This window comes from Proteus vulgaris, from assembly GCF_023100685.1.
Taxonomy (GTDB): domain Bacteria; phylum Pseudomonadota; class Gammaproteobacteria; order Enterobacterales; family Enterobacteriaceae; genus Proteus.
Genome location: NZ_CP090064.1, coordinates 1,161,923 through 1,175,132 on the forward strand (window position 1 = coordinate 1,161,923; position 13,210 = coordinate 1,175,132).

7 protein-coding genes are annotated in these 13,210 nt (G+C 38.5%); 1 reads left to right on the plus strand and 6 read right to left on the minus strand.

The genetic code is table 11. The features are described 5' to 3' along the window. Positions 1-20: 20 nt before the first annotated feature. The 6 genes from LW139_RS05535 to LW139_RS05560 all read right to left on the minus strand — a co-directional run bounded on the left by LW139_RS05535 (position 21) and on the right by LW139_RS05560 (position 12,336). Positions 21-2,093, minus strand: a complete 2,073-nt coding sequence (locus tag LW139_RS05535; protein ID WP_166541027.1) for an SWIM zinc finger family protein — start codon at positions 2,091-2,093, stop codon at positions 21-23. After that, the gene (locus LW139_RS05540) at positions 2,090-3,244 is read right to left on the minus strand and encodes a VWA domain-containing protein (RefSeq protein WP_247850726.1); all 1,155 of its coding nucleotides are present in this window, start codon (positions 3,242-3,244) and stop codon (positions 2,090-2,092) included. The genes LW139_RS05535 and LW139_RS05540 overlap by 4 nt, the downstream gene beginning before the upstream one ends. Then, the gene (locus LW139_RS05545) at positions 3,231-5,813 is read right to left on the minus strand and encodes a DUF5682 family protein (RefSeq protein WP_166541041.1); all 2,583 of its coding nucleotides are present in this window, start codon (positions 5,811-5,813) and stop codon (positions 3,231-3,233) included. The genes LW139_RS05540 and LW139_RS05545 overlap by 14 nt, the downstream gene beginning before the upstream one ends. A 98-nt stretch (positions 5,814-5,911) precedes the next feature. Beyond that, positions 5,912-7,021 (minus strand): ATP-binding protein, encoded by a 1,110-nt coding sequence (locus LW139_RS05550; RefSeq protein WP_109410011.1) that lies wholly within the window; start codon positions 7,019-7,021, stop codon positions 5,912-5,914. A gap of 25 nt (positions 7,022-7,046) precedes the next feature. Further along, a complete protein-coding gene (locus LW139_RS05555) occupies positions 7,047-10,775 on the minus strand; it encodes a DUF4132 domain-containing protein (protein ID WP_247850727.1) in 3,729 nt (1,242 codons plus the stop codon). Positions 10,776-11,205: 430 nt separating this feature from the next. Beyond that, positions 11,206-12,336 carry a multidrug effflux MFS transporter gene (locus LW139_RS05560; protein ID WP_247850728.1) on the minus strand — a complete coding sequence of 377 codons (1,131 nt, stop codon included), beginning with the start codon at positions 12,334-12,336 and terminating at the stop codon, positions 11,206-11,208. 101 nt (positions 12,337-12,437) lie between these two features. Between LW139_RS05560 and LW139_RS05565 the strand changes: the two genes are divergently transcribed. After that, positions 12,438-13,199 (plus strand): AraC family transcriptional regulator, encoded by a 762-nt coding sequence (locus LW139_RS05565; RefSeq protein WP_109410015.1) that lies wholly within the window; start codon positions 12,438-12,440, stop codon positions 13,197-13,199. Positions 13,200-13,210: the final 11 nt, after the last annotated feature.

The window sequence follows — 13,210 nt, forward strand, 5'->3', positions numbered from 1 at the left end:
CTTTTTTTCGCTAATACCAATTATTCGTTAAGTTGAATAGGTAACGGACTTTGTAATTGTTGCAGATTATCGCATAGCCAAATTAACTGTAATAACGTCCGTGAGTCGCGGGAAGTTAACGCCAAATAATAAGCCAATTGATCAGCTATTAATGTCATTCCTAAATCATCTGCGGTATGTTTGCTTATTTCTAATTGCTCTTTTTGCATTTCTGAAAGTAATTCCCGTCCAGTACACGCTTGAGCTTCTAATACCGATAAAATAGGGCGACAGAACTTTTGTGCTAGAGTCGGTTCACTGTGATGCATTGCTGTTTGTTGCTTACGTTTAGCCATATATTCTTGAATACGGCTAATAAAGCCTGATTGTTTTTTCTTACGTGGAAATTGGTCAAAATCGAGATAAAACAGTTCAATGCCTTTTTCTGTTTTGATCCAAATAGTCGTTGGTAACAAGTCTATATTGAGATCACGTCGAACGGGTTGCACCGTGATTGCGACAATTTCTAACTCTTTTTTGGTAAGAAAGCGCAACTCTTCTAGATTATTTTGTGTTGTTCCTTCCCAATAAAGGCGCAAGAATGCTGAATTCTCATGATTATCTGACACTTCCCAAATTATGCATTGCTCTACTTCATACCAAATTAAAGGTTTATAGTTTTTGATATGCAAAACAAGAGGGGAAAGAAAACCTTCTGTTTGATGGGCAAAGTAATCGGGCAAATCTCGCCAATTATTGATGCCTAGCTCAGTTTGTAAATTGTTGTAGTCCGTCATATCAAGAAAGTCTGCTTGATTTTGAGCAAAACTATCACCAATAGTGGCGAGTTTTCCTTCATCAGAAATACGAGGCTCTTGTAATAAAAAAGGACGACGCATTAATTTATCCGCAGTTTGTTTCCATAATGACAAACTGTTCCAAACACCATAACGATTAAACAAGGTATCGAGCTGATTAGGGCGCGCTTGTGTCGCTTGTAATAACTGTTTTTCTTCGCTATCCCAAAAGGTAAACGTTGCTCCTAATGCGCCACTTTGTGCTGTCCACCAATTTGCCCCAACCGGAATAAGAGAAAGGCTATTTTTTTTATCATCATATTGACGACGAAGTTGCCCTCGTAACACTTTTAACTGTTCTGGTGTCGCATTAGATAATTGGAATAGATAGGCAGAAATATGGGCTAATAAACGCAAGACATTGCTTTCATCCATGGTGAAATGTCTTTCTGCCAACAGTTTGACTTGAGTGCTTAATGTTCGTAAATAAGACGCTAAACGAGGTAAACCTTCTGCTCGAGCGGACATATTTAATAAGTGCAACTGTGTGGCACTGCTTAAGCTAATATGTGATAGCCCTTGGCGTAATAAATCATAAATAAATTGTTCAATGGTATTAATTAGCGCTATTTCTTCATCATTCAGGGGACGTTTAGAAGATTGCACCGTCATTAAATCTTCAGGCCATGCCCAAGGTTTCGTGTATTGCTCAAATAATTTAGCCACGATAGCAAGATGAAAGGCTTTTTTATGTGAGTCGGAAAATGGTGATAACATGCCATCGTAACCACTCGCTTGTAAGAAAATAACAGGCTCATCAACATCAGGAAGTTGAATTTTTAACTGAATTCCTGTGTCTTCTAGATTGAATGTTATATTTTCCCATTGCTCAATTAATTTAATTGCTGTCCGACAGGCTGGTTTACCCGCTTTTTTGATTAATGCTTCTGGATCAAGAGCAAATAATGTGGGTAGCAGAGGGATGATTTCAACAGGTTCAGTAATGGTTTCTGATGATATTTCATCACTATTATCGTTATTTGAATTATCAGCATTATTATTAGCTTGTAGCCATAAAACGGCGGCTAAAATATGTTTACAGCAACCAGATGCAGAGCAATCGCAACTGGCTTGTTGAATACCTGCTTCGTGTAAAACAACACTTTGTCCATCACTACTGAATTGCCCTGTATTGGCATCAGTGAGTGATACTTTTTCGTTATCAACGTCTTTTCTTGCGCGTCTTAATAATCCTGCATTAGCAAATACAGTGAGCGCATCTTCATCGTAATGAAAGTAAACGGTTTGCCAACTCATTGCATTACCTCTGCTAGCCATTGTGCGAAATGTTCTGGTGTTAAGGCGGCAACTTGCATACCTCTGTCCGCAAGTTTTTGTGCAATCGCAGAGTCATAAACAGGTTGAGCTTCATCATCAAGTGCCGCAAGCCCTAATAATTTAACTTGTTGGCTATTAAGACGTTGTGTGCAATCTAATAATCGGTTTAATGAGCCACCTTCTTCAAAGTCACTGATTAGTGAAATAACGGTACGTTTAGGGTTTTTGACTAAACTTTCACAGTATTGCATTGCACCAGCAATATCAGTACCGCCTCCTAATTGTACGGTCATTAAAACCTCAACAGGATCGTCTGCTAAATGAGATAAATCGACAACTTGAGTATCAAAAACCACTAAAGAGACTTTAACGGCAGGCAATGAAGCTAAAATACTGGCACAAACAGCAGCATACATAATGGAACTAGACATTGACGCACTTTGGTCAACGCAGAGAATAACATCCCACGGAAAATGTTGTTGCATCCGTGAGTTAAAATAAGGTGTTTCAATGACTAAGCGACGATTTTGGGTATCGTAATGTTTTAAATTTGCAGCAATAGTTGCGCGCCAATCAAAGTTGCGACTATTAGGCACCAAAGAGCGTCTAAAGCGATTACGACGTCCCGTTAATGATTGGCGAAAATTATTACGAATTTGACGTAAAATATCTTCAACCACTTTGCGAATAATAGTTTTAACAGCATCTCGTGTTTCTTCGCTCATTCGTCCACGTAAGCTTAATAGTGTTTTGGCTAACGCTTTTGTGGGCTCCATTGCTTTTAACGTATTAGGATCTTTAAGAAAGCTACTGATTTGATAACGTTCAATAGCTTGTGATTGCATACGTTCAAAGGTGCTATTAGGAAATAGCTTACGTGCTTGATTTAGCCAGTTTACCGCAGTAAGTTGCGATGCATCGAGTGAACCATGGCGTCCTCGCTCTTGGCGAAGCCCTCGGCGCTGATATTCTCGGCGATAGAGAAAGTCGAGTGTACGTTCAACTTTTAAATCATCAGCATTAAAAGTCGCTTGCCCAAGAGCATCATCCGCATATTGACCTAAAATCAGGCGCCAGCGTTTTGCTTGTTGTATTTTATCTTCAGGCATATCGCCATTATGCTGACTCATAGGCATTGTCTCCTTTCTCTGCTTTCTTAGTATCAAACCAAGAAATTATGCCTTGCTCTGTTATACGCTGTTGCAGTTTTTGATTGAGTTTAGTGGCTTCAATCATTTGTTTGGCACTAAATTCTGACTGCCATAATGATAACGCTTGTGTATCTAAACCAATATCGTTGGCAATATATTGTGCAAGCTCTGCATTTTGCTTGGGATTAAGTTGGCTAAATGCAAAACGCAGATCAGGTAAGATCTGAATGAAACGCTCTTCATCCCATTGTTGTAACAGGGTATTTAAGTGATCAACCAATAAAGGTAAGCGGATCACAAGCTCTGGTGCTGTTCGCATAATCCCGACAAAATAACCAATAGCTTGTTCAGGAGAACTTCCTGTACTAAACGTGGCATTTAATGCGTTTGTCAGCGTGGTTTCATCAATATATGAGCCTAAATAGCGCAATGCATCAACAGCACCTTTTAATAAAGGAACTGCATCTAGTTGACCATCAAGGCGATTAAGTTGCTGATAGAAATCGCTTTTGTAATCATGAGGATTATTGAGTGATGGCATAAATTCAATCAGTTCACGTAAAGAGAGCAAAGCTTGTAAATTGCTTTCTTGTTGTTGTTCATCACCTTGAGCGAGTTGTTCTAAGCAAAAAAATGCTTGAGGGATAACGTGATGTAGTCGATTTTCCAGTGCTAGCTCATCGGTAATATCAAGGTATTGACGACCTCGCCATAAATGGATCAATTTATGTCCACATTGAGTTAATGACTCAAGGCGAAAATCTTGCTGAATATAGCTATCTAATAGTTTAAAGAGTGATGGAATGCGCTGGTGGAGGCCTATTAATGCTGCTTGTGTTAATAAAGTGACAGCACTTTGACTTGAGCGACCTTGGCCTTGTTCTTCAAGCTGTTTTTCCATAGATAACAACTTAGTTAAGGCGATAGCTTCAAGTTGTGAGCCTTTCTCTGATAATGAAATCAGCTCTCCTTCCACATTGGGTGTCCAAGCGTATTGCCACTCTTCAAACAATAAATCCAATTGATGACCAGAAAGAAAGTCAGGGCCATTGATTCGATGTGCAAAGTGGATTTCTAAGAAAGCCAGTAAATGTAAAAAACGACTTCTTAAGCGATGTTGAGGGTTGCGGTAAACATCGCATTTAGTGGTTTTTGCTAATGTATCATCAAGTTTAAAACGAAAACCTCTGGCACGTTCATAGGTTTCATTTACCAACGGTGGTGTTGCTGTACCTAATGGAATTTTGCCTAATAGATAGCCGGAAAAACAGGTTTTAATTTCTGTCCATAACTCGCTTTGGCTATCATCTAAACTGCCTTTAATAAAGGCACTTTGTAAACCATCAAGCAAATCATAGCGACCCATACCAGCATGATCTCTAAGTAAAGCAAGGCGTAAACTTTGCTCGGCAGCCAGTTTTACGGCTAAATAGCTAGGTGGATTATCAAATTGTTTTTCTCTAATAGATTGAGCCACTGAGCTTAAAAATGCGATCCCCATTTTATTGCGATAAATTTGTGTTGGCTGTTTAGCAAGAGCATTATTTTCTAATTTATCATGATGTTGTAGCATCAAACTTTGCCAAACTTGTTGATAAAAAGCCGGAGATGGCATACCAGAAGCATAGCCATTAAGTGCATCTAATCTGTCAAAACTGTAACGAATAAGCCAAGCTTGTTCTTTTTCGGCCATTCTTTGCATTTTAGTGAATTGTTTTTGCTCTGTGCTAGAAATGGCGAAAGATTGAGATTGTGAATCAGCTAGACCTTCAATTAATGCAAGGGTATGAAATCCTCCTGTTACAATTAAAATCTTGGCATTGGGCTCTTGTTGTTTGATGGTTTTAATATGAGTGAGCATATGTGCTTCACGTTGCGAAGAACCTTCTGATTCAAGTACTTCTGGCTCATAATCAAGACGCGCAAGAGCACACCAAATAAAGGTATCATTAAAGAGGGCTTGCCAATCAGCTAAAGCTTCAATGTTGCGTAGCTCAAAAAGATGCTCCCAAACATCATCATGATCACGGCAATGACATTTTTTGGCTAATTGTGCAATAAATTGGCTATGGGCTAAATAACGTTCTTTTTGTAAGCTGCGACTTTGTGAATCACTATACTCTTCGTTATTAACTTGAGCCGCCCATGGCAAATCGATAAAGCGTGTTTTTGCATTGATGCGTAAACCAACTCGTAATGCCTGCCATTCAGGAGAATATTCACAAAATGGAAAATAGGCAGAGTGCAGTGATTTTTCTCGCTCTTCTTGGTTACCATCATTATGCAAATATTCTGCTTGCCCCATAATAGCCACCGGAGGCAGGGTGTCTTTATCAGTCAGGCTTGGAATAAGAGAATTAAAGGTATCAGGGCCTTCAATTAATATATAGTCAGGCTTTACCGAATTAATTAGTGATAAAACAGCATAAGAACAAGCGGGGCTGTGATGGCGTACAGGGGCAAAATAGAGATGTTGTTGCTGTAACGACGTCCATTTCAGTCGTGCTTGGTCAATTCTTTCTGGCAAAGGTATTGAAGGTAGCGTCACCGTGTCGATCCCTTTTCTGGGTGAAAAGGCAGAGTCAGTAAACTCTGCCTTTAATTGATAAATAACGTATTTATTGTGTAGCAATTAATCTCAGCGTGTTATTGCCAAAACTCTTTTGATGCATCAAAGAACGCTTTCCACTCTTTACTGTTTCTTGCGCGTTCTCTAGCTACATTGTCCATGTAATAACGAATACGTTTAATATCATCAGCATTATCTTTTAATACAACACCGATTAATTGGCGTGCAATCGCACCAGCATTCATTACGCCATCACCTAAATAATGTGCTTCTAAGGCACAAGCATAAGCAATGTTCACCGCTTCTGCGGTAGACATAACTGCATCAGGGGTTTTGATATTACCGCCATCTTGTGTATTACCTGAACGTAATTCTTGGAATGTGGTTACCAGTAATTCCACTACATCAACAGGTACCGTCACTTCATTAGCTAAAGAGCCTAATTCATTTTCTAGCTGTGATTGAATTAAGCTGATTTCAAATGCCGGATCACGAATGGGTTTTACCGTTTCGAAATTAAAACGACGTTTTAATGCGGCAGACATTTCGTGGACACCACGATCACGTAAGTTTGCTGTACCGATAAGGTTAAACCCAGGTTTTGCACTAATACGCGCACCATCACCCATTTCGGGGATCATTAACTGTTTTTCTGACATCAAAGAAACCAGTACATCCTGAATTTCAGGGGGACAACGGGTTATCTCTTCAAAACGAACAATTTTACCTTGTAACATACCTTGATAAAGCGGCGATCCCACTAAAGCGCGCTCTGTTGGGCCTTCTGCTAATAACAACGCATAGTTCCATGAGTACTTGATGTGATCTTCTGTAGTGCCCGCAGTGCCTTGAATAGTTAATCCTGAATCACCGCTGATGGCGGCAGCAAAAAGCTCTGAGAGCATTGATTTTGCTGTACCTGGCTCACCAACTAGCATTAAACCTTGCTTGCCTAATAATGTGACAATTGCGCGATCAACCAAGGCATCGTCGCCGAAAAACTTAGGTGTGATACCTAATGCATCATCACCTAAAATAAATTGGCGTACAGCACGAGGAGAGCGAAGCCATCCTTGTGGTTTAGGATTATTTACATCTGCTTTTGTTAAACACTCTAACTCTTGAGCAAATCGAACCTCAGCACTTTCCCTGATTGCTTGTTGTTCTGCGGGTGCTTTTTTAGCCATATTCTTTCCTAGTTATCCCTAATTATTACCAAGGTGTTTTCTTTTCCCATTCAGGATCGAATCCTGCACAAGCTTCAGCGATTTTTAGATAATCAGCATAGCTTTCAGCTAATAAAATTGGCGGAACTTCTTTTAGCTCAACATTATTGCGATCCCAGTAATCTTGCTGATTTTTCTCAAAACTTAAATCGAATAAGACGGCAGGAATGTTTTCCTCTGGCACATAGCTACCACTGAAACCGATGTTGACGTAGTAGTTTAAACTAGAGAAGAATTTGTAATAGTGGGAGAACGAGCCTCCATCTTCTGCTGGGCCACGCTGATAACCCATTTTGGTTAAAATACCGCGTAAAGTGAAGGTGTCAGTGATCCAGCCTTTTCGGTCTTCAACTTCTGTTTGCGTTAGATCTAACTCTGGGATTTTATGTTCCATTTGTGAGAATAAAAACTTCACTTTGTAATCTTTAAAATGCGCGATCCATGCTTTACGTTCATCTTCATTAACTAATGCCGCGTGGGCTAATTGAATAAATGAATCGTTTTGTAAAGTGATTTCGTCATCTTCAAGGTTAAGTAATGCGCCATCATCAGAAGGGCGGAACGTATTGATCACTTCGCCATCTTTAACTTCCTGCCAAACTAATTGTTCGATTAATTTATGCATAATTGGGTGAGCTAAAATATATTCTTGCCAATCTGCACTTAACCATTGACGTTGAGCACACATAGCTTCATATAAACGCACACTTTGTAATTCAATAACTTGTTTAAGTTCTTTTTTACTTGAAGTGAAAAGTTTTTTCGCTTCTTTAATCAGCTCTGCATCATCATTTTTGCGCGCAGCAGGTAACGCTTTAACTTCTTTGCCTTCTGGATTAAACAGAGCAAGTTTTTGTTTTGCATCCATTTTTGCAGTGAAAATACGTTCACCATATTCCAGCACTAATGTTCCAGTATCATCAAAACCTGCGGTTGGAATAGTTCTATCGGCTAATTCATCTGCACTCCAGCCATTACGCTCTGCGATTTGCGTAACTAAATTACGGGCTTTCTCCTGAACAGATGCAGTGCGATAGCGACGAGATAGCGAAAGAAGAAGCTGGATGATAATAGGATCATTGCTTGAAGCAACAGCATCGATCATCGCTTCAATCTGAGCACGACGCTGATAATGATCGCGCATGTAGTTGCGTAGTACAGATACCGCAACATGACCTTCAATACCACAGATAAGCGCAAGCATACCTTTATCACTGATTGCTGAGCCTAAATAACGACGTAATACCTCGTTTTTAATCTCTTCAACCACTTGTTCTAATGTGAAGTTTTCATATTTAGCATAATATTCAGGATAACGTTTAGCCCAGTTTTGATAATTACTTAAACGTCCCGGCGCTTCACGTTGCGCTTCTACCATGGCTTCTTCCAGTGATGGCCCTTTAATATCCTGAGCAACGAAGGTATGTAGAATAAAGCTAGAAAGTTTATGTTGGCTATCTGTAGAAAGCAGGCCGATATAACGTTGTAATAGCGCGTTGCCTCCTGGCATTTTTAATTTTACTGCCAGAATAATCCACCAACGAATAATCGCAGGATCAACCGCTTTCTTGTTTTCCCATGTTAATGCAGGGATTGCCTCAAAATTAAACCAAGCAAGACTTGCTGGTGCTTTGGCTTTAAGGCCTTTTTCAGCTTCTGCTAATAACGTTTTTGGCGATAAGTAGCTCGAAATGTCTTCACCTAATTGCTCTAATGCAGTGAGTAAAGAGGCTCGTACTACTTCGCGTTTCTCTTTTTTCAATAAGGTATTAAGCGCAGGTAAGGAATCCGGATTATTTAAGCGAGCTAGCCATTCAATGGCTGTAACACGGATCTCTTGTTTACTAGAGGTTAATCCTTCTTGTGCACTTAAATGAATATTAGGCAGTGTTTCTAATAACTTTTGTGCAGAAACGCGGTGTGTTTTGTTTTCACCTAATGCCAATTCCATGATGCGCGGAATAAATTGTGCAGGAATTGTTGGGAAACGACCTAATACTTCAATACCTTGTGATGTTTCAAATTGACGATAGCGATGTTCGCTTTGGTTTGGCATTAAGTTTAGAGCTTCAGCAATATAATCAGTATGCTGAGAGAAGAATGGCCAAACTTGTTCTGGTTTACGAAAACGGCGTAAACCATCTTGATAAGATTCTAAGCATAGTGCCGCTGTGACACGGGCTGCGCGTTTGAAGCTACATCTTTCTAATACATTTTCAACTTGTCGTAATTCAATATCACTAAATAAACGCTCAGGAATATCACCATTAAAGTAGTGAGAGGAGAAGTGATCGGCATGTTGGCGGTTGTTAGTTATCACCCGCACAGCATGGAAGAATGTGTATTCTGGCAAATTAGGAATACGATTTTTGTGTTTAATAATTTGGATTTCATTCGACTGAATAGTGCCTTGCCCACTATTGAGTTTATCAACTAATGCACGACATTGTTTTTCATCAATCTTAGATAAATCTTTATAATGACGTTGTGCCCAATTATAAGAGTGCTTCGATGTTTTATTTTCTTCAATTTCGCATTCAGCATTTTCTTTCGCTTTAGCTAACATCTCATTGAAGTTATTGACCATAATATCACGGGCACTATCAGGTAATGGCGTATCTTCTAATGGTGTAAAATCAGGCGCTTCGATGGCATCAACGGTGTTTGCGTTATCAACAACGCTAAAACGTTGTAGGGCACTTTCAATGCTTTTGATGACTGCTTTTGAGGTTTCATGTTTTAACGCTTCTTCAAGCACATCACGGTTTTCACCTTGGCGAGCAAATAAATCAGCCGCTTGTGTACGTTGTTTTGGTGTACCATTCATTAAAACATGAGTTAAATTTTCTTTTACAATTTCAGCCGGTAAGGTATTCAAAATAGGTTCTGCGGCTTTTTTTACTGTTTTTAAACTGCTGGTGGCAAGTAAAACAATAATATCTGCAAAAGTATCGCGTAATATCGTATTTTTATTTAGATAGTTAATTAGCTCAACTAAACCATTTGCTGACAGTTTTTCGATTAATTCTGTTCTAATAAATTCTTGATGTGAAAGTAGATAATCTTTTAAATCATGAAGTTCATAAATACGTTTAAGATTAGAAGCATAATATTCAGAGATATCTTTTCTATCGAATACTGCAAATAATGCATTTTCGCCTGGAATATTGGCCTCTGCTTCGACCATATTAGCGATAAATTCCATACTCCAATGTTTACGATGCTCTAAATTAAGATTACGTGCATTATCATAAGTGGTGTAAAACGCATCAACTAACAGGTAAATAACCCAAGTTGGCACTTCAGTTGTTGTCACTTTGATATTGATATCTTGGCATGCAGCTGCAATGACTTTTGCATAACGAGCGGCTTGTTCTAAGGAAAAGCTTTCGCCAACTTTAGAGTAGAGCTTATGGCGGGCATTAAGACCTTGGGTGATAACTTTACTATATTTTCCTGTATCAACATTACTGGCATACCACCATTCTAATGTTCCTGCACGATGAAAATAAACGGCTGCTTTTGCTGCATCCAATTTATTTAATTCAAAAAGAATTTCAGGGTTTTTGCCTGTAAGTACATAATCTAATGCACGTTTAGGTAACCCTTCATCAAATATAGCAAGCAGTACAAGAGATTCTTGGAGATATTTCTCAGTAATATCGACGTCTTTTTTCCCAAAAATAGGGAAAATGTCTAAGATTTTTTTTATCACGCCAGTTCCTTAAGCTATGTATGGATAAACAGTTTTTTTTACCATGAAATAGCGAAACGAACAATTTGATTATCACTACTAGAAACGATGGCAAGATATATCATTTGTTAAATTTATAGATATAAACGCTAAAAAAGCTACCCTAGCTTTATTAATATTCAATTCTGCAATATATAAAACGCTATATCAGGAAAAAGTGCTGAAAATGAAGAAGTGATAATAAAGGCATTTTTTGTGGTATTTGAAAAATTTAAGAATTGTCTGTTTAACAAAATAAGCATTAACCCTTAGTTAAATTGATTGAGAATTAACAGCAAAAAACGAAACTTAATATTGCTAGAAATAATCCCGTACTTTTCATTTAGTACGGGATAAGAGAATCATCAATGAATAGCGTCTACCAAGGTAATATTAGTCAGTTTATTCCTTTTTATTTTGTCGTTTGACGAGAAAAAGAGAGTAGCAATGAACTTAGACTACAGATTAGTAAGGTGATTGCTAAGCTTTGTCCCCATCCTGCAAGTACAAGCCCACCACCAATTAATAGATAGTAGAACAAGCCTAATAATGCCCCCGCAGTACCTAAGCGATCTTTATACTGTACTAATGCTGTGGCTAAGATATTTGGAATAGCAATGCCATAAGCAATAACACTCGTCATCATCGGAATAATAAAGCTAATGTGGTCACGTAAAAAATAAACACCCACAGCACTGACTAATGCAATAAAACTCGCGAGTAAAACTAGTCTTCCACATGACCAATGATGATTTAATAATGCTTTATTAATATAAGAGCCAATACCGACACCTATTGCTAACACAATGCCACTATATCCAAAAGTGCTTGCGCTATAACCTTGTTTATCAAACATAAAAGGTGCTAACTGATAATAAGCAAAGAGGCTGATATTAAAAAAAGCAATTAATAATACTGTTTTAGCAATTTGCTTATCTTTAAGCATTTTTATTGCAGTTTCCCCTAACGGCGCTGTTTTTACTGTTTCAGGACGGCTTTCAGGTAAAGAAAAAGTGCTCCATAACAGTAAAATCACAGCAAGAAAGGCTAGGCCACTAAATACACCTTGGTAGCCTGCATAACTCACTAATAATGAACCACTTAACATACCTATTGCTGGACTTAAGGCGATAGCCGCTCCCATAACTGAGAATACTTTTGCTAACTCATCACCATTATAGACATCACGCATAATGGTTTGTGTGCCGACCGAGCCTACCGCAGCACCAAAAGCGGAAAGCATGCGCAATCCAAGTAATACTGAAAAATCTTGTGTCATGAAAACACCAAGACAAGCAATAGCATAAATAAACAACCCAGCTAACATTGTCGGACGACGACCAATGACATCACATAACCGACCCCATATAATGACCCCCAATGCAAATGCAAAGAAATAGAGCGAAAGTGTTTGTCCAGCCTCGTTTGCACTGACATAAAAGCCGTTTGCAATATCAGTAAGTGCTGGGCTATAAATGGTTTCTGCAATTTGTGGAAACATCATTAACGCAATTGCTAACCATAAAGAGAGTTTTTTGTTCATCTTTTTATCCTACATCCTTAAATCTTGATGAACAGAATACAGAGATAATGAATGTCTTGTTATAAATATAAAGACATATTATTTTTTAAATAGGACAAGTGATGGCTTGGCTTAATCAATACGACCACTTTGTGCCAGAAGAGCATCTTGCATCAGTAGTGGGTATTGCAGCAGAAATGGGAAAGCACGATTCAGGATTTCATTCTCATGATAGAGGACAATTATTATTTACGCAGTCAGGATGTATGCGAATTACTTTAGCCTCTCGGGTTTCTGTTTTGCCTCCCATGAGAATTGCGTGGATCCCTGCAAAATTGGAACATCGAGTCGAAATGTATGCCTCTGTGGGATATCGTTCTGTTTATATTTCCGATAAATATCATGATAAATTTCCAAGTGAGAGTGAGATATTTACGCTTTCTCCTCTTTTGCGAGAAATTCTTGAGCGTATTTCTGTGGCTGATTTTGATACGCAATGGGAAGAAGGGCGTTATGCGAATCTATTAGCTGTTTTCTTTGATGAAATCATGCAGGCTCAACGACAACCCAATCATTTATTTATGCCGAAAGATAGGCGATTAAAACGTTTATCGTTTGATGATTTACCTCCACCGTTACAAGAAATGGCGAAATATGTGGGAGCGAGTGAAAAAACGATCACGCGTTTATTTTATAAAGAAACAGGTTTAAGTTACCAACAATGGCGTCAACAGTGGCGATTAATGAAAGCCATTGAATTATTAGCTACTCATCATCGTTATATAGATATTAGTCAGATATTAGGATTTGCTAGTGACAGTGCCTTTATTACATTTTTTAAGAAAATGACAGGGCAGACGCCACAAGAATATTTAAAAAGCTGATTAACTTTTAG